Source organism: Xanthomonas sp. D-99 (genome assembly GCF_017746145.1).
Classification (GTDB): domain Bacteria; phylum Pseudomonadota; class Gammaproteobacteria; order Xanthomonadales; family Xanthomonadaceae; genus Xanthomonas; species Xanthomonas cissicola.
Genome location: NZ_JAGHWU010000020.1, coordinates 13,112 through 32,373 on the forward strand (window position 1 = coordinate 13,112; position 19,262 = coordinate 32,373).

Annotated in this window: 18 protein-coding genes; 13 read left to right on the forward strand and 5 right to left on the reverse strand. The window is 64.7% G+C overall.

Going from position 1 to position 19,262, the window contains the following annotated elements:
- Positions 1 to 57: 57 nt before the first annotated feature.
- The 3 genes from J7360_RS09330 to J7360_RS09340 all read right to left on the reverse strand — a co-directional run bounded on the left by J7360_RS09330 (position 58) and on the right by J7360_RS09340 (position 7,279).
- Positions 58 to 2,778, reverse strand: coding sequence for a TonB-dependent receptor (locus J7360_RS09330; RefSeq protein ID WP_033481264.1), 2,721 nt, complete (start codon positions 2,776 to 2,778; stop codon positions 58 to 60).
- A 338-nt stretch (positions 2,779 to 3,116) separates the two neighbouring features.
- Positions 3,117 to 6,053, reverse strand: coding sequence for a TonB-dependent receptor (locus J7360_RS09335; RefSeq protein ID WP_057659800.1), 2,937 nt, complete (start codon positions 6,051 to 6,053; stop codon positions 3,117 to 3,119).
- A 254-nt stretch (positions 6,054 to 6,307) separates the two neighbouring features.
- The gene (locus J7360_RS09340; RefSeq protein WP_007966740.1) at positions 6,308 to 7,279 is read right to left on the reverse strand and encodes a LysR family transcriptional regulator; all 972 of its coding nucleotides are present in this window, start codon (positions 7,277 to 7,279) and stop codon (positions 6,308 to 6,310) included.
- Between the two features lie 415 nt (positions 7,280 to 7,694).
- On the opposite strand from J7360_RS09340, the gene J7360_RS09345 reads away from it, so the two are divergent.
- The 5 genes from J7360_RS09345 (at position 7,695) to fdxA (ending at position 11,658) form a co-directional block, all read left to right on the forward strand.
- Complete coding sequence (locus tag J7360_RS09345; RefSeq protein WP_057659798.1) at positions 7,695 to 8,327, forward strand: 2-dehydro-3-deoxy-6-phosphogalactonate aldolase; 633 nt, start codon at positions 7,695 to 7,697, stop codon at positions 8,325 to 8,327.
- Positions 8,324 to 9,472, forward strand: a complete 1,149-nt coding sequence (dgoD, locus tag J7360_RS09350) for a galactonate dehydratase (protein ID WP_057659796.1) — start codon at positions 8,324 to 8,326, stop codon at positions 9,470 to 9,472. The genes J7360_RS09345 and dgoD overlap by 4 nt, the downstream gene beginning before the upstream one ends.
- Positions 9,466 to 10,377, forward strand: a complete 912-nt coding sequence (locus J7360_RS09355; protein WP_007966743.1) for an SMP-30/gluconolactonase/LRE family protein — start codon at positions 9,466 to 9,468, stop codon at positions 10,375 to 10,377. Before dgoD ends, J7360_RS09355 begins: the two co-directional genes overlap by 7 nt.
- Positions 10,374 to 11,252: a 2-dehydro-3-deoxygalactonokinase gene (locus tag J7360_RS09360; RefSeq protein WP_007973033.1), complete on the forward strand. Its 879-nt coding sequence runs from the start codon at positions 10,374 to 10,376 to the stop codon at positions 11,250 to 11,252. The genes J7360_RS09355 and J7360_RS09360 overlap by 4 nt, the downstream gene beginning before the upstream one ends.
- An 82-nt stretch (positions 11,253 to 11,334) precedes the next feature.
- Complete coding sequence (fdxA, locus tag J7360_RS09365) at positions 11,335 to 11,658, forward strand: ferredoxin FdxA (RefSeq protein ID WP_003481917.1); 324 nt, start codon at positions 11,335 to 11,337, stop codon at positions 11,656 to 11,658.
- A gap of 131 nt (positions 11,659 to 11,789) precedes the next feature.
- On the opposite strand, the gene J7360_RS09370 is transcribed toward fdxA, so the two are convergent.
- Positions 11,790 to 12,308 carry a hypothetical protein gene (locus J7360_RS09370; protein ID WP_007966746.1) on the reverse strand — a complete coding sequence of 173 codons (519 nt, stop codon included), beginning with the start codon at positions 12,306 to 12,308 and terminating at the stop codon, positions 11,790 to 11,792.
- Positions 12,309 to 12,324: 16 nt separating this feature from the next.
- A complete protein-coding gene (dapA, locus tag J7360_RS09375; protein ID WP_057659820.1) occupies positions 12,325 to 13,233 on the reverse strand; it encodes a 4-hydroxy-tetrahydrodipicolinate synthase in 909 nt (302 codons plus the stop codon).
- Positions 13,234 to 13,326: 93 nt separating this feature from the next.
- Between dapA and J7360_RS09380 the strand changes: the two genes are divergently transcribed.
- From J7360_RS09380 to J7360_RS09415, 8 genes are all read left to right on the forward strand, one after another.
- Positions 13,327 to 13,953: a glycine cleavage system protein R gene (locus J7360_RS09380; RefSeq protein ID WP_002813792.1), complete on the forward strand. Its 627-nt coding sequence runs from the start codon at positions 13,327 to 13,329 to the stop codon at positions 13,951 to 13,953.
- An 11-nt stretch (positions 13,954 to 13,964) separates the two neighbouring features.
- Positions 13,965 to 14,315, forward strand: coding sequence for a ribonuclease E inhibitor RraB (locus tag J7360_RS09385; RefSeq protein ID WP_003481909.1), 351 nt, complete (start codon positions 13,965 to 13,967; stop codon positions 14,313 to 14,315).
- Positions 14,316 to 14,352: 37 nt separating this feature from the next.
- Positions 14,353 to 14,835 (forward strand): peroxiredoxin, encoded by a 483-nt coding sequence (locus J7360_RS09390; protein WP_057659792.1) that lies wholly within the window; start codon positions 14,353 to 14,355, stop codon positions 14,833 to 14,835.
- Positions 14,836 to 14,917: 82 nt separating this feature from the next.
- Positions 14,918 to 16,315, forward strand: a complete 1,398-nt coding sequence (locus J7360_RS09395; RefSeq protein ID WP_057659790.1) for a PhoH family protein — start codon at positions 14,918 to 14,920, stop codon at positions 16,313 to 16,315.
- Entirely contained in the window at positions 16,315 to 16,797 is a 483-nt protein-coding gene (locus J7360_RS09400) for a hypothetical protein (protein WP_057659788.1), read from the forward strand. The genes J7360_RS09395 and J7360_RS09400 overlap by 1 nt, the downstream gene beginning before the upstream one ends.
- A gap of 6 nt (positions 16,798 to 16,803) precedes the next feature.
- Positions 16,804 to 17,475: a YoaK family protein gene (locus J7360_RS09405; protein ID WP_057659786.1), complete on the forward strand. Its 672-nt coding sequence runs from the start codon at positions 16,804 to 16,806 to the stop codon at positions 17,473 to 17,475.
- Positions 17,476 to 17,512: 37 nt separating this feature from the next.
- Entirely contained in the window at positions 17,513 to 18,322 is an 810-nt protein-coding gene (gene thiD / locus J7360_RS09410) for a bifunctional hydroxymethylpyrimidine kinase/phosphomethylpyrimidine kinase (RefSeq protein WP_057659784.1), read from the forward strand.
- On the forward strand, positions 18,319 to 19,200 hold the full coding sequence (locus J7360_RS09415; RefSeq protein WP_209033736.1) for an alpha/beta fold hydrolase: 882 nt from the start codon (positions 18,319 to 18,321) through the stop codon (positions 19,198 to 19,200). Before thiD ends, J7360_RS09415 begins: the two co-directional genes overlap by 4 nt.
- Positions 19,201 to 19,262: the final 62 nt, after the last annotated feature.

A 19,262-nucleotide genomic window follows, 5' to 3' on the forward strand; every position in this document is an offset into this window, starting at 1 on the left:
CCCAACGAGCTGCCTGCACAGCTCGCCGGACCGGCGACGCACTTCCTACGGCGCGTTCTACAGGCTGGCCCGCAAGGTCAGGCCATACCGACGATCGTTGATCACGAAGTCGCGGTAGCGCGACTCGACACCCAGGTAGCTTTCGCGGCGGGTATCGAGCAGGTTCACGCCATCGAGCGAAATCGACCACACATCATTGATGTTGAAACGCAGCGAGGCATCCAGCTGGCCGAAGCCCTTGTTGTAGACCGGCAGGTTGCCGGTGCCGTTGCCCGCCGTGGTCACCAGCCAGTCGCTGCGCCAGTTGTAGGCCACACGGCCCTGGAAGCGCGCCGTTTCGTAGCTGAGGATCGCGTTGTAGCTGTTCTTGGACAGGCCCTCCAGCGGCACCGTCAGCGACTGGCCGTTGGTGTCGGTGGCGGTCGGGCTCGGCGCCTCGCTGTCGACGTAGGTGTAGTTGGTCTGCAGGCCGAAGCCGCTCAACCAGCCAGGCAGGAAGTCGAAGAACTGCGTGTAACCCAATTCGGCGCCGCGGATCTTGCCCGAATCGCCATTGACCGGACGGGTGATCTGCCACACCTGGCCGTCGTACACCTCGTTGAAGACGGCATTGGCGATGAAGCCTTCCACCTTCTTGTAGAACAGGGTGCCGTACATCATCGACCCCTGGCCGAAGTACCACTCCAGCGCGGTGTCGAACTGGTCGGCCTTGACCGCTTCCAGACTCGGGTTACCCGCGGTGCCGGTGAAGGTCGAAGCGCCGTTCGAGGTGCCGGTGCTCAGGCTCAGGTTCGGGTTGAGCTTGTCGAAGGTCGGGCGCGAAATACCGCGCGAGGCGGCAAACCGCCACTGCAGCTGATCGCTGAGCATCCAACGCAGATTCAAGCTGGGCAGCACGTCGGTGTAGGTCTGCTGCGCATCCACCGGAATCAGGCCGCCACCTTCGGCATCGGTGCCGGTGCGTACGCCCTGCGAGCCCACTTCGGTGCGCACCACGCGCACCCCGATGTTGCCATCGAACGGAATGTCGCCATCCACGCCGAAGCGCAGCACGCCATACGCCGCGTAGGTCTTCTCGTTCTGCGTGTTGATGTTGTTGGGCGCAAATTCCAGCGGGGTGGCACCGAAGGCGGCCAAGGTCTGCTGATAGTTCGCCACTGCCGCATCGGATGCCGTCAGGGTCGGCCCGAAGGCATGACTCTTGCCGCGGAAGAAGTCGGTGATCGGATTGGTCATCACGCCGATGCCGGGGTACTGCGAAAACGGTGCGCCCGCGCAGTTGTTGATGCACATGAAGCGATAGATGTTGCCCTTGGTTTCGGCATCGCGGTCGGTGTAACGCACACCGGCCTTGAAGCTGCGCACGAAGTCGCTGTCGAAGGCCAGATCCATATCGGAACGCCAGGCGAATTCGGTGCCGGTGTTGTCGTCCTTGTTGTCCAGGTGATAGCGCCAACCGTTGTAGTTGTTGACATCGGCCAGGTAGCCTTCCGCACCGCTGGCATCGGTCACCGACAAGCGCGGCAGATCGCCACGGAAATCGACGTTGAACTGCGGGCTGGTGACCTGACCGGTGGACAGGATGTAGCGGGTGCCGGTGGTGGTGGCATCGACATACTGGAAGTCGGTGCTCAGGGTCAGCTTTTCGTTGACCGTCCACTTGGCGCCCAACGCGTAATCGGTGGTCACCGAATGCCGCTCGGTCAGGCTGGTGTTGGATTCGGTCGGCACATTCTGGAACGAGCCGTTGACGAACTCATTGCGGTTGTTGACCTGGATGCCGGGCAAGCCCTGCATCGGGTTGGCGCCGGTCAGCGCGAAGAACGAATAATCGTGCCAGCTGAAGTCGTAGTCCGAACGCAGCACCTGCGTATAGACTTCCACCGCATCGTTCGGACGCCACTGCATCGCAAACGCGCCGGTCTTGCGCTCACGCTCGCCGACGGTGGTGTTGATGCCGGCGCCGTGCGGCACCGAGATCTGCTGGCCTTCGTAGCCCGGCAGGTCGGTCTGGGTGTACCACGGCTCGATCGAAATGGTGTCCTGACGGAACGGGCTCTTCTGCTGCGAGTAGTTCACCAGGATGCCGATCTCGCCGATGCCGGTCTGCCAGCGATCGCTGAACAAGCCCGAGAACGCCGGCTTGCCGTCGTCGGCCAGGTCGTAATGGTTGTACTGCACGCTACCGGCGATCTTGCGGCCGTCGTAATCGAACGGCAGACGCGTGCGCAGGTCGACCGTGCCGCCCAGGCCGCCTTCGATCATGTCGGCAGACGGATTCTTGTAGACGTTGACGCCACCGAGCAACTCGGCAGACACGTCTTCGAAGCTCAGGCCACGGCCGTCGTTGGCGGTGAAGATGTCGCGACCATTGAGCTCGGTGCGCACCTGGGTCAGGCCGCGGATGGCGATCGAGCTGCCTTCGCCGTAGTTGCGCGAGATCTGGATGCCGGAGATGCGCTGCAACGCTTCGGCCACGTTGTTGTCGGGCAGCTTGCCGATGTCTTCGGCAACGATGGAATCGACGATCTGCTCGGCGTTCTGCTTGACCAGCTGCGCCTTGGTCACGCTGCTGCGGGTACCGGTGACCTGCACGGTGTCCAGCTGTTGCGTCGTCGCCTCCGATGCCGGCGCGGCAGTGGTGGTCGCATCCTGCGCATAGGCCTGCGCGCTCAGCAGCGTGGCTACACTGATGGCCATCACGGAGCGGCGGAAATCACGGATCGAACGCTGACCCACAGTCCGGCCTGCCGGAACGTGGCGATGTTGCACTGACATGGTGCTCCCTCCCAGGACGCATGTACTTCTCGTTTTTAGCGGGCCGGTGCGCAAGCGCCCTGCCCGTCGTTGTGCTGGCTTGGCATCTGCCGACGGCAAGTGCCGTGGCTGGGTCGATGCGGTGTAAACCCGAGCGGGCTTACCTGATAGCCGCGGCCGGAGCATAGGGCGCGGCCGTCATGCCAGACCAATGAAATATTCCTGGAAAGGTATTCGCTAAACCTATAACAACCCTGGAAAACCCGGCAACTCTGGCATCGCAGGGTCACGGCGCGGGCTGGCACGTGGCGGGCTCAACTCTGAGAGCCCGCGCACGCTGCCCGCGTGATCGCCTGCACTTACCAGTTCATGCGCAGCACCAGCGAGTAACGCCGGTCGTTGACGAACCAGCTGCGCGTATACAGGTGGTAGTCGACCTCGCCGCCCGTGTAGGACGTCGGCCCCATCAAGACCTTGGTCACCGTGTTGGTCAGATTGTTGGCCTGCACGCCGAGCTGGACATGCGGGTTGAAGCGGTAGAACGCCGAGGCGTCGAGCTGGCCGTAGTCGTCCGACCAGGTCGGCAACTTGGTCGACACGTCGCTGGCGGTGAGCAGGTAACGCGAACGCCAGTTGTAGGCCAGGCGCAACGAAAGCGGTCCTTTCTCATAAATGCCGGCCAGGTTGTAACTGCGCCGCGACAGGCCTTCCAGCGGCAGGCTCACACCGGTGACGGTGGTCTGGGTGTACGGGTCGGTGGCGGTGTTCACGCCGCCGCTGCTGTCGACGAAGGTGAAGTTGGCATTGACGCCGAACCCGCTCAGCCAACCCGGCCAAGAGTCGAAGAACTGCGTGTAGCCATATTCGAAGCCGCGGATGCGCCCCTTGTCCATGTTGTACGGACGCGTCACCAGCCAGTCCTGCCCACCGTAGCTTTCGGTGACGGTCTGGTTGGAGAAGTAATCCTTGACGCTCTTGTAGAACAGCGTCAGGTACATCATGTCGCTGGTGTCGAAGTACCACTCCAGTGCGGTGTCGTACTGATTGGCTTTCATCGGCTGCAGATTCGGATTGCCGGCAGTACCGGTCCACCTGGAAACAGTGCCATTGGACTCGGTGTTTGCCGCGAGCAGCAGGTATGGCTGCAACTGCGTGTAGTCCGGGCGCGCCATCGCCTTGGAGGCGGCGATACGCCACTGCAGCGCGTCGGAGAACTTGAAGCGCATGTTGAAGCTCGGCAGCACGTTGGTGTAGCTGCCCTTGGCATTGTTGGCGAAGTACTGCCCGGTGTACTGCTCTCGCAGCGCTTCCGAACCCGCGCTTCCCGACAGGTCCGGGAACTGGCCGTAGCCATTGGCCTCGGTCTTGGTCTGCACGATGCGCACGCCGATATTGCCGTCCACCGGCACGCCCAATGCTTCGTCGTTGCCGAAGTACATCACCGCGTAGGCGGCCTGGGTGCGTTCGAACTGGCGATTGATGTCCTGCAGCTGGTATTGGTCCGGCGCCCAGCCCGATCCGCGCAGCGCCACGATCTGCTCGATCATCTTCGAGGTACCGGCGTAGTCCTTGACTGCGGCGTTGCTCGGAAAATACAGACGATTGGGCACATCGATCTTGCCGCGGAACAGATTGGAATACGAATACAGCTGCGAGGTGCCGGTCATGTAGGTGGCCAGATCGGCCAGTCCGGTCCCATTGGCGGTCCCGGGAATCTGCGCCCAGTTATCGCTGATCACACCCCAGTTGTAGCCGGAGTTCTTGTTGATCTGGGTGCGGTCGGTGGCGCGGATGCCGGCACGGAAGGTGCGCAGCCAGGCACTGTCGTCGAATGCGTATTCCAGGTCGAAGCGCGTGGCCAGCTCGCGGCCGCGATTCTTCGCCAGATGGTCCATGGCCGCACTCCAGAAATAGTTGGAGGGGTTGCTGGTGTAAGTGGTGTCGGCAATCGCGACCGATGGATATTTGCCGCTCAGATCGAAGGTCAGGCCCGGCAGGTAGATCGAATCGAACAGGGTGAAGTCCAGCGAATCGCTCTCCGAGCGCACCAGCTGCATATCGCCGCGCACGGTGAGGTTGCTGGTGAGCTTGTGGGTAAAGCCGCCGGACAAATCCGAGGTGGTCGTGCTCTGCTGCGCATAGCGGTTATTGGTGTAGAAGCGCACGCCATCGTTGCCGGTGACGTTGCCGCGCCAGGAACTGGATGCCGGCGAGCCACTGACGAAGCGGCCGTCGGCATCGTAGGTAAACTGCGTCCCGGGCGCCGGGCCAATCGCGTTGGTGTCGTCGTTGAAGAACGCCGCGCGCTCCTGCCAGTTCATGTCGTAACTGGAGCGCATGTATTGCACATAAATCTCCGTGTCGTCGCTGGGCCGCCACTGGAACGCGCCGGCCACGCCGTTGCGCTTGCGCTCGAAATCGAGCTGCCGCCAATTGACGCCGCCGGGCACGTAGACCTGGTCGAAGTTGGTGCCTTCCAGCAGCGCCGCATCGGTGCGGCGCACGAACGGCTCGACCTGGATGCCATCGCTGCGCGTGGCCAGTTCCGAATGCGCCACATCCACCATCGAGCCCATCTCGCCGAGGCCGGTATTCCAGCGATCGCTGAAGAGAAACGAGCCCGATGGTTTGTAGGTCTTGCTGAAATCGCCGTAGTTCACGTCGGCGGTCGCACCGATGATCCGGCCTGGCTGGTCGAACGGCATGCGCGTGCGCAGGTTGACCGTGCCGCCCAGACCGCCTTCGATGATCTCGGCCGAGGGGTTCTTGTAGACGTCCACGCCCGCCATCAGTTCGGCCGGCACATCCTCGAAGCTCAGACCACGGCCGCTGGCCGCGCTGAAGCTGTCGCGGCCATTGAGCTCGCCGCGCACCTGGGTCATGCCGCGAATCATCACGCCGCTGCCTTCGGCAGAAAAGTGGTCCGGATCGTTACGCGCCATGAAGTGATCGATGGTCACGCCGCTCACCCGTTGCAGGGTTTCGGTGACACTGCGGTCAGGCAGCGCACCGATATCCTCGGCGCTGACCGAATCGACGATCTGTTCGGCATCGTGCTTGATCGACTGCGACTTGATCAGGCTGGCGCGCACACCGCGCACTTCCACTGCATCCAGGTCGGTAGCCTTGCTCGCAGTGCTCGAGGAGGCGTTCTGGGACGACTGCGCCTGCTGCGCATAGACCGGCGCAGCGAGCAAGAGCCCGATGCTGATGGCCATGGCGGAACGGCGCAACGAAGGCAAACGACGGGCGAGCACGCCCGTGCCTGCCGAGGCATGGCTGGAATACTGGTACATCTGAATCCCTCCCAGGACGCAAGACGATTGAAACCGGTTGTCGCAGCGCAGACGCGCGGCGTAATCACGCAAAAAACGGGCGATGTCGCCCGTCAATTCCCTCCAGCAGGCGGCTTGGCCGCCGATCGCGGGCCCGACGTTACGTGCGCTTCAGCGTGCGATCTGGTTCACACGTATAGGCGCACCGCGCAGCGCCAGCCAATGAAAATTTCACAGGCTGCTATTCCACCGCGGAATAGCGATGAACGCACTGGTCAGGCAAGGGAGTCCGGCACGCGCAGCGCGGGATACAGACGTCGGGCAGTGGTGCGCAACGCCTGCAAGATGCGCTCGGCACCGGGCGGCAGGATGTAATCGCGTCGACGGATGATGCCGAACGATTCCATCCGCACGCCCAGTTCGATCGGCAGCACGGTGAGCAATTTCGCCTGGATCAACGGCGCCACCGATTCCACCGGCAGGGCGGTCAGCATGTCGGTGCCGCGCAGCAGGGTCGAGGTGACCGGCAGCGACGAGGTTTCGATGGCATTGGTCGGCGTCTGCACGCCGTGCTCCATGAACATCGAATCCAGGCGCGCACGCAACACGCTGTCGGCCGGCGGCAGAATCCAGCCGTGCCGTACCAGATCGGCGTGCTGCAGGCCGGCGCGGCTGGCCAGCGGATGGCCGGCACGCGCGATCACCGAATGCGGCTCGTCGGCCAGCGGCTCGAACTCCAGCTCGCCTACCCCTTCCGGGCCGAGAATGCGCCCGATCACGATGTCGAGCTGCCCGTCCAGCAACTTGGCCACCAGCGGACGGCTGTAGTCCATTTCCACACGCACCAGGATGTCCGGAAACTCGCGCTTGACCTCGGCGATGGCCTGCGGCACCAGGTTGGTGCCCGGATTGACCACCGTACCGATCGAAGCCTGGCCCATGCGGCCGGCGCGCAGCGCGGCGATTTCTTCCTGCGCCCGCCCAATCTCCGACATCGCCGCGCGTGCGCGCCGGATCAGCACGTGGCCATACCAGGTGGGCTCCACGCCACGGGCATGCCGCTCGAATAATTTCACCCCCAGCATGTCTTCCATTTCTGCCAGCAACTTGGACGCGGCCGGTTGCGTCATGCTAGCGGCCTCAGCCGCGCGCAACACCGAGCGCTGTTCGTGCAAATGCAGCAGCAGCAGGAGCTGGCGCGTCTTGAGCCGGGCTGCGTTGAACCAGGGAGTACCGGAATTTGCCATAGCGTGCGGTTGCGACCGTGTATTCGTCGGAGGAATAGAATATGCCGAAAATTTCATTTGCAGCACATATCTCCCCGCGCGAGGCTATCGAACGCCGCAGCAGGAGCCCCTACCTCCCGGGCGCGGTCAGAACAGACGTGACCTGTCCGTCCTCGGGCGGCAACACGCACGCCCTATACGCGGAGGTGGACAACGATGACGGCATCATGCCCGCCGATTGCAGGCCGTAAAACGGCGCATGCGTGTCCAGGTGACGCTCCCTCAGGGGTGCAATTCATCGCCTTGTTCGCCACGCGTCCTCCTCCCACGCTGCGCGTCGGCCGCCATGCCACGACACGCAGTCGCGCAGCCTCCCCCGACGTTGCCGGCCCCCCGGCCGCCAACCGCCGCTTTCCGCTCTACCGCGAGTAACCGCATGACTTCAGATACCACCGCCAGCCCGTTCGTCCTGCCCCTGGTCGCCATCCTGCGCGGCATCACGCCGGAAGAGACGCTCGACCATGTCGGCGCACTGATCGACGCCGGTTTCGATGCGATCGAGATCCCGCTCAATTCGCCGCGCTGGGAGCAGAGCATCGCGCTGGCGCAGCAGACCTTCGGCGCGCGCGCCTGGATCGGTGCCGGCACGGTGTTGCGCAACGAAGACGTCGACACCCTGGCCGGGATCGGTGCGCGCTTCATCGTTACGCCGAACACGCGGCCATCGCTGATCCGTCATGCGGTGTCGCGCGGCCTGACCGTGGTGGCCGGTTTCGCCACTGCCAGCGAGGCGTTCGACGCCATCGACGCCGGCGCAACCATCCTCAAGCTGTTCCCGGCAGCGACCTATGGCGCCGCGCATGTGCGCGCGTTGCGCTCGGTGCTGCCCACGCACATCCCGGTCTATGTGGTGGGCGGCGTCAGCCCGCAGACCCTGGCCGGCTTCATTGCCCAGGGCGCCGCTGGCGCCGGCATCGGTGGCGAACTGTACAGACCCGGCCAATCGCTCGAAACAACCCAGACGCATGCACGCGCCTTTGTGCAGGCCTACCAGGAACTGCAAGGATGAAGATCACCCGCCTCACCACCTACCACGCCGCACCGCGCTGGCTGTTCCTCAAGGTCGAGACCGACGAGGGCATCACCGGCTGGGGAGAGCCGGTCATCGAAGGCCGCGCGCGTTCGGTGGAGGCCGCCGTGCACGAACTGGCCGGCTATGTCGTGGGCAAGGATCCGGCGCGCATCAACGACCTGTGGCAAACCCTGTACCGCGCAGGATTTTATCGCGGCGGCGCCATCCTGATGAGCGCCATCGCCGGTATCGACCAGGCGCTGTGGGACATCAAGGGCAAGGCGCTGGGCGTGCCGGTGTACGAATTGCTGGGCGGGCTGGTGCGCGACCGCATGAAGACCTATCGCTGGGTCGGCGGCGACCGCCCGGGCGCGATCATCCAGCAGATCACCGACTACCGCGCGCTGGGCTTTGACACCTTCAAGTTCAACGGTACCGAAGAAATGAAGCTGATCGACAGCGCGCGCGCAGTCGATGCGGCGGTGGTCAAGGTGGCGGAAATTCGCGAAGCCTTCGGCAACAGCATCGACTTCGGCATCGATTTCCATGGCCGCGTCGGCGCGCCGATGGCCAAGGCGTTGCTGCGCGAGCTCGAACCGTTCAAGCCCCTGTTCGTCGAGGAGCCGGTGCTGGCCGAACAGGCCGAGTATTACCCGCGCCTGGCCGCAAGCACTTCGATTCCGCTCGCCGCCGGCGAACGCATGTTCTCGCGCTTCGAATTCAAGAACGTGCTGTGCGCCGGCGGCATCGGCATGGTGCAACCGGACCTGTCGCATGCTGGCGGCATCACCGAATGCGTCAAGATCGCCGCGATGGCCGAAGCCTACGAGGTCGGCTTCGCCCCGCACTGCCCGCTCGGCCCGATCGCACTCGCCGCGTGCCTGCACGTGGACTTCGTTTCGCACAATGCCATGCTGCAGGAACAGAGCATCGGCATCCACTACAACGAAGGTGCGGATCTGCTCGATTACGTCGTCAACAAAGACGATTTTCACTGCGTGGATGGCAGCATTGCCGCACTGCCCAAACCCGGACTCGGTGTGGAGATCGACGAAGAGATGCTCAAGCGCGCAAACGAAAACCCGCCCGACTGGCGCAACCCGGTATGGCGCCACAGCGATGGCAGCATCGCCGAATGGTGAGCACGCCCGAACACACCGCCGTGCTGGCGGTCGACAGCCGCTGCACGCATGGCGAAGGCGTGCTGTGGTGCGAGCAGCGCCAGGCGCTGTACTGGGTCGACATCAGCGAAAAACGCCTGTGGCGGCACCACCCGGCCAGTGCGCAGTCGCGCTACTGGACATTGCCCGACCGCCCCGGCTGCATCGGCTTGATGGACGATGGCCGCGTACTAATCGCGCTGGCCAAGGCGATCGGCATTGTCGATCCGGACACCATCGAAGCCGACGTGCTGCCCTTCGAAAAACTGGCGGACGTGGAAGCGGACAATCCGCTTACGCGCAGCAACGATGGCCGCGTCGACCGGCATGGCAATCTGGTGTTCGGCACCATGGACGAGCACGACAGCAAGGCCGCACGCGGTGCGTTCTACCAATTTTCGCTGAAGCACGGCTTGCGCGCCCTTCCGCTGCCGGGCGTGTCCATTCCCAATTCGATCTGCTTCAGCCTCGACGGCCGCACCATGTATTACTGCGATTCGGTGCGCCCGCAGATCCTGTGCTGCGATTACGACCCGGAGACTGCACAGACCACCAACACGCGCGTGTTCACCAGCCTGGACCGCGATGACGCCGAGCCGGACGGCTCGATCATCGACAGCGAAGGTCACCTGTGGAATGCGCAATGGCGTGCGTCGCGCGTGGTGCGTTATCGCCCAGATGGCAGCGCGGAGCGCGTCGTGCAGCTGCCGATCAAGCACCCCACCTGCAGCGCCTTCGGCGGTGCAGCGCTGGATAGACTGCACGTGATCTCCTCGCGTCTGGACCACAGCGCCGACGAGCTGGCCCGCATGCCCGAGGCCGGCAGCCTGTTCGTCTGCGACCTCGCCATCGCCGGCCTGCCCGAAAACCGGGTGGCGAGCGCGTGATCGCCATCGATTGGGGCACCAGCAGCCTGCGCGGCTATCTGCTCGATGCCGACGGCAAGGTGCGTGCGCAGCGCCGCGGCAGCGACGGCATCCTCACCTGCCAGGGCCGCTTCGACGACGTGCTGGCTGGCCTGATCGATGGCTGGGACGGCCCGCTGCTGCTCTCGGGCATGATCGGCAGCCGCAATGGCTGGGTCGAGCAACCCTACCTGCCCTGCCCGGCCGACACCGCAGCGCTCGCCCAGGCGATGCGCTGCTACGACGCGCTGTTGCCGGGCCGCGCGCTGTGGTTCGTGCCCGGCGTCAGCACTGGCGAACAGACCGGCGTGCCCGATGTGATGCGCGGCGAAGAAACCCAACTGGTTGGGCTGATCGCCGCACTCGGTGACGGCGAGCACGTGGCCTGCCTGCCCGGCACGCACAGCAAGTGGGCGCGGATCGCCAACGGACAGCTCACAGGTTTCGCCACGGTCATGACCGGTGAGTTGTACGCCGTGCTGCGTCGGCACAGCATCCTGGGCAAGCTGATGGATGACGACCATGCCGAGCTGGACGCTGCCGCATTCGTGCAAGGTGTCGACCGCAGCAACGACCCTGGCGGCCTCAGCCACCACCTGTTCGGCACCCGCACGCTCGGCCTGTTCGAACGCCTGTCCTCCGCGGCGCTGCCGTCCTACCTCTCGGGCGTGCTGATCGGCCACGAACTGCGCGAGCACCGCGGCGGTCACGCCATCGTGCATCTGGTCGGCAGCCCTGCACTGGCGCAACGCTACGCATTGGCGTTGCAGCACCTGGGCGTCGAAAGCCGGATGCATCCGGAGGATCTGGCTGCGGCAGGGTTGTTCGCGCTGGCCAGGCAGCGCGGGCTGGCCTGACCGGCCAGCAGCAAAACGCCGACAACTCCACACCCATCACGCGACTGCTTTAGAATTAGAAGGCTAAACGCCGGATTCCGCCATGCCTTTTGTTGTCACCGAAAACTGCATCAAGTGCAAATACACCGACTGCGTCGAGGTTTGTCCGGTGGATTGCTTTCACGTCGGGCCGAACTTCTTGGTCATCGACCCGGATGAGTGCATCGACTGCACCTTATGCGAGCCGGAATGCCCGGCCAACGCGATCTATCCCGAAGACGACGTGCCAGCGGGCCAGGAAGCCTTCGTGGCACTCAACGCCGAACTCGCCAAGGCCTGGCCGGTGCTGACCGTGCGTCAGGAGCCGGCACCGGATGCCGCCGAATGGGATGGCAAGCCCAACAAATTGCCGCTGTTGCAGCGCTGAGCTGCACGACCGGGCGCGGCCCCGAGCCACACCGCTGCCGCACCTCACAATGCAGTTGCCATCAACTCCGCACCAACGCAAAACGGGCGCCCAAGGCGCCCGTTTTTGCCATCCAGCAAACCGCACCGGCCTCAGCCGCCCAACTTGCCCTTGAGCGCAGTGATCACCGCCACCGGCGCTGCCGCCGTGGCCGGCATGCCGCGCGGGTCCACGGCCGACACGTAACTGCCGGCGTCGACCTTGACCACGCGCACCAGGAAGCTGGAACCTTCGTAGCTCACGTCATAGGAACCGAGCATCTGCGCCTTGCTGGCGATGGTCAGGCCGGGGATGTCGGCCAGTGCCGCGCCCACCTTGCCGAACACCTCGTCGCGCTCGCCCGGCACGGTAAACCCGCTATTGGCGCTTGCCGACGGCGGCGTGTTGGTCTGCTGCTGGGTGGTCGAAGCCAGCGTCGGCACCTTCATCGCACCGGAGGTGTCGGGCAGGTTCAGATCCGGCGGCACTTCCAGCGGGCGGGCTTCCGGGGCCAGCGCATAGTCGCCGCGCGCGCCCTTGTGAAACCAGCTGCAACCGCTCGTGGCAGCGACGGTGGCGGTCGCCAGCAACGCGAGCGACAGCACGCGGACGGGGGAAACGGAATGACGCATCGATAGATCTCCTGGGTCAGGCCGCGAGCATTTCGCGGCTGGAAAGCGCTTCCAACGCAATGGCGTCGGCGGCAAGGCGGTCGGCGGCAGGCTGGTGCGCCGCAGAAAGAGGCAGCAGCGGCAAGCGCAGGCCGTGGCCGATCCCGGCGCGCTGCAGCAGCGCCTTGACCGGGATGGGATTGGATTCGATTCCGCAGAAGCTGTGGTATTCGCTCAGCCGCGCGTCCCAGGCAGCAGCAGCATCGCGCTGGCCATCGCGGGCCAGATCGCACAGGCGCCGGTACGCCGCTGGCAAGGCGTTGGAGGCGACCGAGATCAGCCCGGCAGCACCGGACAGCATCGCACGCGCCGCGCTGCCGTCGTCGCCGCTGAGCACCACAAAACTGTCGCTGCGCAACACCACCAACGCGGCGATGCGCTCGGGTTCGCTACGCGCTTCCTTGATACCGACGATGTTCGGATGGCCCACCAGCTCGGCCACCGTCTCCGGCAGCAGGTCGCAGCCAGTGCGGCCCGGCACGTTGTACAGCACCACCGGCAGGCCACCTTCCTCGGCCACCGCCAGAAAGTGTGCCTTCAAGCCGGCCTGGGTCGGACGCACGTACGGCGGCGTCACCACCAGCGCGTACTGCGCGCCCAGCGCTGCAGCGCGACGGGTCTGCGCAATGGTCTTTGCCGTCCCGGACAAGCCGGTGCCGGCCAGCACCGGCACCCGGCCGGCCACCTGCGCCACGGCAGCGCGCAGTAGGGTGTCGTATTCGTCGTCGCTCAATGCCGCCGCTTCGCCGGTGGAGCCAGCAACCACGAGTCCCTGCACGCCACCGTGCAACTGCTGCTCCAGCAGCCGCCGCCAGGCATCCAGGTCGAGTGCGCCATCGGGACCGAAGGGGGTCGCCAGCGCGGTGATGATGCCGGAAAGGGACAAGATTCTGCTGCTCTTACGTGACAGGAAAAGGCCCGCGCGCACGCGGGTTGCGACCGCCTGCATGTTACTTGCGGCGCGAAACCACGGGCAAGTATGCTGGTCACCGCCAGGGCGCCTGCCCGGGCGGCCATTCAGCCTGATGCAATGCCGGAAGCCCCTTTGACCGACTCTACACCCCGGCCTTCGCCGACCGAAAATCACCTCCTGATCAACGCCTACACGACGCATCCGGAGTCCCCCTTGTTGCCCGTCACTCGCCGCATCGCCGACAGCGGCTGCAATCTCGTGGACGCCCGTCTGGCCACGGTGGGACGCGACGTCTCGGTCACCGCACTGGCCACCGGCTCCTGGGATTCGGTCGCCAAGCTCGAAGCCATGCTGACCCGGCTCGAACGCGAGGAAGGTCTCAAGCTGGTGTGGTATCGCACCGGCCCCAAGCAGACCCAGTCCAACCTGCTGCCCTACATCGTCGAAGTGATCGCCGCCGACAAGCCGGGCATCCTGTTCCAGCTTGCCGATTTCTTCGACCGCCAGGGCATCACCATCGAAAACCTGCAGAGCACCCGCTACCGCGCCATGCAGACCGGCGCGGAGATGTTTTCGGCGCAGGTGACGATCGGCGTGCCGGCCAACATGCACATCGCCGCCTTGCGCGATGATTTCCTGGAATTCTGTGATCACCTCAATCTCGACGCGATCATGGACCCGATGAAGTTCTAAGGCACCCACCAATGGCCATCGCGATCTCTGCGCTAAAACAGATGTTCGACCACATCCGCTCCGAGACCGATTGGAATCTCGACGGCCCGCTGCGTTGGGAATACTTCTTCGCCGATCCTGCGCAGGAGCCGCTGCAGAAACTCGCCGAGCAACTGACCCAGGACGGCTATCGCGTCATCGACATCTTCCTCGGCGAACGCGACGAAGATGATGGCGACGATGAAGAGTCGTACTTCCTGCACGTGGACAAGAAGGAACACCACACCATCGAGTCGCTGAATCAGCGCAATGCGCAGTTCGACGCACTTGCCAAACGCTTCCATGTGGCTGCTTATGATGGGATGGACGTCGGCCCGGCATGACCGCGCCGTACGCCCCTCCACTTTGGGCTGAGCAACGATGACCTACGCTGTGCTGGAATTACCCGCTGCAACCTTCGATCTGCCGCTGGCGCTGTCCGGCGGCACCCAGACCACCCTGCGCGACCATGCCGGCAAATGGCTGGTGCTGTACTTCTACCCGAAGGACAGCACGCCCGGCTGCACCACCGAAGGCCTGGACTTCAACGCGCTGCTGCCGCAGTTCAAAAAGGCCGGTGCGATGGTGTTGGGGGTTTCGCGCGATTCGGTGAAGTCGCACGACAACTTCTGCGCCAAGCAAGGCTTCACCTTCCCGTTGATCAGCGACAGCGATGAAGCGCTATGCCGCGCCTTCGACGTGATCAAGGAAAAGAACATGTACGGCAAGCAGGTGCTCGGCATCGAGCGCAGCACCTTCCTGCTCTCGCCCGAGGGGCGCATCGTGCAGCAATGGCGCAAGGTCAAGGTGGCCGGCCATGCCGAGGCCGTGCTAGCCGCGTTGAAGGCGCACGCCAAACAGTGACACCCCTCGCTTCCCGCGTCCTCCATCACCCTGCCCCGGCAGGCGTGGTGGCTCGCCCCTGCTCCATCACTTGGAAGACCCAATGACCCGAGGCAAGCGCATCTACGTGCTGGACACCAACGTGCTGATGCACGATCCCACCGCGCTGTTCAAGTTCGAGGAACACGATGTGTTCCTGCCGATTCAGGTGATCGAGGAGCTCGACAACGCCAAGAAGGGCACCTCAGAAGTCAGCCGCAATGCACGCCAGGTCAGCCGGTTCCTGGACGAATTGCTGGAAAACACCAACGCCGAGCAGATCCAGGCCGGCATCCTGCTCAGCCATCCGCAGGGCATCCAGCTCAAGGGCCAAGCTGCGATCGGCCGGCTGTTTTTCCAGATCAAGCCGATCGATCCGGGCCGCACCTTCGGCGAAATGCTGCCGGACAACAAGATCCTGGCCTCGGTGCTGGCGCTGCGCGAAGAAAACCCGGATGTGCCGGTCATCCTGGTGTCCAAGGACATCAACCTGCGTATCAAGGCCTATATCAGCGGCCTGGTCGCCGAGGACTATCAGAACGACCGTGCGCTGGACGATTTCAGCCTGCTGTTCACCGGCGCCATCGAACTGCGGGAAGACTTCTGGCAGAAGCACAACGAAGATCTGCGCAGCTGGAACGAGCGCGGCCGCACCCATTACGAAATCGTCCTGGCCGAGGATGAAGACTGGTATCCGAACCAATACCTGTACCTGCCCGGCGAAGATGAAGTGGAGCTGCGCGTGGCCAAGGTGGGCGGCGGCAAGGCCACCTTGTGCCTGGTCGACGATTTCCGCAGCGGGCCGCATGCGGTCTGGGGCATCGTGGCACGCAACCGCGAGCAGAATTTCGCGCTCAACGCGCTGATGGACCCGGAAATCGACTTCGTGACCCTGCTCGGCACCGCCGGCACCGGCAAGACCCTGCTCGCACTGGCTGCCGGCCTGGCGCAGACCATGGACCAGCAGCGTTACCGGCAAATCATCATGACCCGCGCCACCGTCAGCGTGGGCGAAGACATCGGCTTCCTGCCCGGCACGGAAGAAGAAAAGATGACCCCGTGGATGGGCGCACTGACCGACAATCTGGAAGTGCTCACGCACAACCAGGAAGGCGGCTCGTGGGGCCGTGCGGCCACCAACGACCTGCTCGCCAGTCGCATCAAGATCCGCTCGATGAACTTCATGCGCGGCCGCACCTTCCTGTCGCGGTATCTGATCCTGGACGAGGCGCAAAACCTCACGCCCAAGCAGATGAAGACGCTGATCACCCGTGCCGGCCCCGGCACCAAGATCGTGTGCCTCGGCAACGTCGAACAGATCGACACCCCTTACCTCACCGAAACCACTTCGGGGCTGACCTACGCGGTGGATCGCTTCAAGGCGTGGCCGCATAGCGCGCACATCACGCTGCGTCGCGGCGAGCGCTCGCGTCTGGCCGACTTCGCTTCGGAGGTGTTGTGATGCGCGCATATCGCGGCGCGGCGGCGCTCGCCGTGATCGCGCTGGCCGGTTGCGCCAGCACGCAGGGGCCATCCAGCGTGCCGACCAATCTCAAGAACGGACAGTCCTGGATCATCACCCGGCAGAGTGTGGCCGAACAGGTGTTGCAGACCTGCTCGCGCGACAGCCCGGCGCGGCATCCAGGCCAGATCAGCGGCTATTGGGCACCGAGCCATCAGCAGATCGAACAGCTCGAAGCGCGGCAGGATGCGTTGACGCCCACCATTGCCGAGCCGCGGGAGTTCGACCGCCAATACGTGGGTGTGGTGATCCAGGGCCAGCAGTTGATCTACATCAACGCCTTCAAGCTCCCCAACGACCCGCCGGTGAAACCGGCGAGGGAAGCGATCCAGGTCTGCGACGGCGGCAGCACGTTCTGGGGCGCGCTGTACGACCCGCAGACCGGCGCGTTCTCGCAGATTGCAATCAACGGTAGCCCCTGACCCGAGATGGGAATCCTGCTGCCGCGCTGGGTCTGGATTGGCGCGGTGGCATTGTCGGCCGTGGCCGGCATGGTCAATGTGGTGGGCTACCTGGGCTCCGAGCACCAGGTGGTCAGCCACCTCACCGGCACGACCAGTCTGCTTGGCGTTGCCCTGGCGCAAAACACCGCACCGGATATCGGCTTTCTCTGCGGCGTCCTCATCGCCTTCTGCGCAGGCGCCATGCTCAGCGGACTGATCATCGAGGACGATGTCTTGCGGCTTGGACAGCGCTACGGCGCTGCGCTGATGATCGAGGCGCTGCTGTTGCTGGGCGCGACTGCGCTGTTCAAGTTGCATCATGTCGGCGGCGTCCTGTGCGCCGCTGGCGCCTGCGGCCTGCAGAATGCGATGGCGACCAGCCTCAGCGGCGCCGCGGTCCGCACCACGCATTTGAGCGGCATGTTTACCGACCTGGGCATCGGCCTGGGACACCTGCTGCGCGGGCGCCCGCTGCAGGTGCGCCGCCTCACGCTGAGCGCGCTGATCATCGGCGGCTTTCTCGGCGGCAGCATCCTCGGTACCTTGCTGTTCCAGCGCTGGCAGTACGACGCGCTCTACCTGCCCGCCGGCCTCACCGGATCGACCGGCGCCGGCTATGTCGCCTACCTGCAATGGCATCGCTGGCGCACAGGATGATGCGCACATCCTCCGGCCAGCAGTGCAGAATCGCCACATGACTACGCCCAGTACGCTGTCTGCATTGAGCATCGCCGGCTCCGACTCCGGCGGGGGCGCCGGCATCCAGGCCGACCTCAAGACCTTTGCCGCGCACCGCGTGCACGGGTTGTCGGCGATTACCGCATTGACCGCGCAACACACCCGCGCCGTCACCGCCGTGCATCTTCCACCACTGCCCTTCCTGCATGCGCAGGTGGATGCCTGCTTCGCCGATTTCGAGATCCAGGCGGTCAAACTCGGCATGCTGGCCAATGCCGACATCATTCATTGCGTGGCCGACCTGCTTGAGCGGTATCGCCCGCCGTTCGTGGTGCTCGACCCGGTGATGGTGTCCACCAGCGGCGCGCGCCTGCTCGAAGATGCGGCCTTGGATGCGCTGCGCACGCGCTTGCTGCCGCTGACTACCCTGGTGACCCCCAATACGCCCGAAGCCGAGTTGCTGACCGGCCGCCGCATCGACAGCGCCGACGCCGCCGAACATGCCACCGCCGCCTTGCTCGACCTGGGTGCCAACGCGGTGCTCCTCAAGGGCGGACATCTGCACGAAGGCGCACACGTGCTCGACCGCTTCGATGACGGCGTGACCCAGGACGTGTTCATGCATCCGCGCCTGCAGGTCGATGCGCACGGCACCGGCTGCAGCCTGTCGGCAGCCATCGCCGCGCAGCTATGCCAGGGCCTGTCGCTGCTCAATGCCTGCGAAGCGTCGATCGATTACGTTGCCCGCGCCATCCGCATCGGCCAACGCCCCGGCCAGAGCGATGTGCTGGTGCTCGACCACTTCGGCGCCGCGCCCGGCGCATGAGCGTGCAGACCGATACCCTGCTCGCCAGCGCTGCAGATGGGCACCGCTGGCAAATGATCCGTTGCGCGCCGCCGCACCCGACGACAACGCTGCTGTGGCTGCCGGCATTGGGCGTGGCAGCGCGGCACTACCAACCCTTCGCACAGGCGCTCGCGTCCACCGGGGTTGCGGTGTATGTGCACGAATGGCGCGGCAATGGCAGCAGCACGCTGCGCCCGTCGCGCGAGCACGATTGGGGCTATCGCACGCTGCTTGCAGACGATCTCGCCGCCAGCCACGCCCTACTCGATATCCACGACCCGCAGCTGCCGCGCATTGTCGGTGGGCACAGCCTTGGCGGTCAGCTCGCGTGCTGCTATGCCGCGCTGCATCCGGTGCAATTCGCCCAGCTCTGGCTGGTGGCCAGCGGCTCGCCGTACTGGCGCAATTTTCCCGTCCCCATGCGTTACGGCCTGCCCTTGGCGTTTCGGTTGTTGCCGTGGCTGGCGCGCAGGCAGGGCGTGCTGCACGGGCGCAAGCTCGGTTTTGGCGGCACCGAAGCACGCAGCCTGATTGCCGATTGGGCACAGGTCGGCCGCAGCAATCGCTATCGCGCGGCAGGCGCGCCATGGGATCTGGAACAGGCGCTGGGCCAACTGCGTGTGCCGATCCGCGCAGTGACCCTTGCGCGCGACACGTGGGGCCCAGCAGATGCGCTGCGCGCATTACTCGACAAGATGCCGCAAACACATCCACACCATGTGCGATTGGACGATGTGCAACTGGGCGCACGCAGCGATCATTTCGCCTGGATGAAAACGCCTGCGGCCGTGGTCGCTGCACTGCGTAGCGCCCCTGACCACGACCGCAACGACGCTGGAATTTCACAAAGGGATTGACGGGCCGGTCGCTCATCCGCATAATTCCGCTCCTGACGAGGCGCCCGTAGCTCAGTTGGATA

Bases quoted from the DNA above. Each gene is read 5' to 3' on its own strand.
- dgoD (WP_057659796.1), top strand. From the start codon at position 8,324: ATGAAGATCACCCGCCTCACCACCTACCACGCCGCACCGCGCTGGCTG.
- J7360_RS09390 (WP_057659792.1), top strand. From the start codon at position 14,353: ATGACCTACGCTGTGCTGGAATTACCCGCTGCAACCTTCGATCTGCCG.
- fdxA (WP_003481917.1), top strand. From the start codon at position 11,335: ATGCCTTTTGTTGTCACCGAAAACTGCATCAAGTGCAAATACACCGAC.
- J7360_RS09385 (WP_003481909.1), top strand. From the start codon at position 13,965: ATGGCCATCGCGATCTCTGCGCTAAAACAGATGTTCGACCACATCCGC.
- J7360_RS09405 (WP_057659786.1), top strand. From the start codon at position 16,804: ATGGGAATCCTGCTGCCGCGCTGGGTCTGGATTGGCGCGGTGGCATTG.
- J7360_RS09330 (WP_033481264.1), bottom strand. From the start codon at position 2,778: ATGTCAGTGCAACATCGCCACGTTCCGGCAGGCCGGACTGTGGGTCAG.
- J7360_RS09400 (WP_057659788.1), top strand. From the start codon at position 16,315: ATGCGCGCATATCGCGGCGCGGCGGCGCTCGCCGTGATCGCGCTGGCC.
- J7360_RS09355 (WP_007966743.1), top strand. From the start codon at position 9,466: ATGGTGAGCACGCCCGAACACACCGCCGTGCTGGCGGTCGACAGCCGC.
- thiD (WP_057659784.1), top strand. From the start codon at position 17,513: ATGACTACGCCCAGTACGCTGTCTGCATTGAGCATCGCCGGCTCCGAC.
- J7360_RS09345 (WP_057659798.1), top strand. From the start codon at position 7,695: ATGACTTCAGATACCACCGCCAGCCCGTTCGTCCTGCCCCTGGTCGCC.
- J7360_RS09415 (WP_209033736.1), top strand. From the start codon at position 18,319: ATGAGCGTGCAGACCGATACCCTGCTCGCCAGCGCTGCAGATGGGCAC.
- J7360_RS09395 (WP_057659790.1), top strand. From the start codon at position 14,918: ATGACCCGAGGCAAGCGCATCTACGTGCTGGACACCAACGTGCTGATG.
- J7360_RS09370 (WP_007966746.1), bottom strand. From the start codon at position 12,308: ATGCGTCATTCCGTTTCCCCCGTCCGCGTGCTGTCGCTCGCGTTGCTG.
- J7360_RS09380 (WP_002813792.1), top strand. From the start codon at position 13,327: ATGCTGGTCACCGCCAGGGCGCCTGCCCGGGCGGCCATTCAGCCTGAT.
- J7360_RS09340 (WP_007966740.1), bottom strand. From the start codon at position 7,279: ATGGCAAATTCCGGTACTCCCTGGTTCAACGCAGCCCGGCTCAAGACG.
- J7360_RS09335 (WP_057659800.1), bottom strand. From the start codon at position 6,053: ATGTACCAGTATTCCAGCCATGCCTCGGCAGGCACGGGCGTGCTCGCC.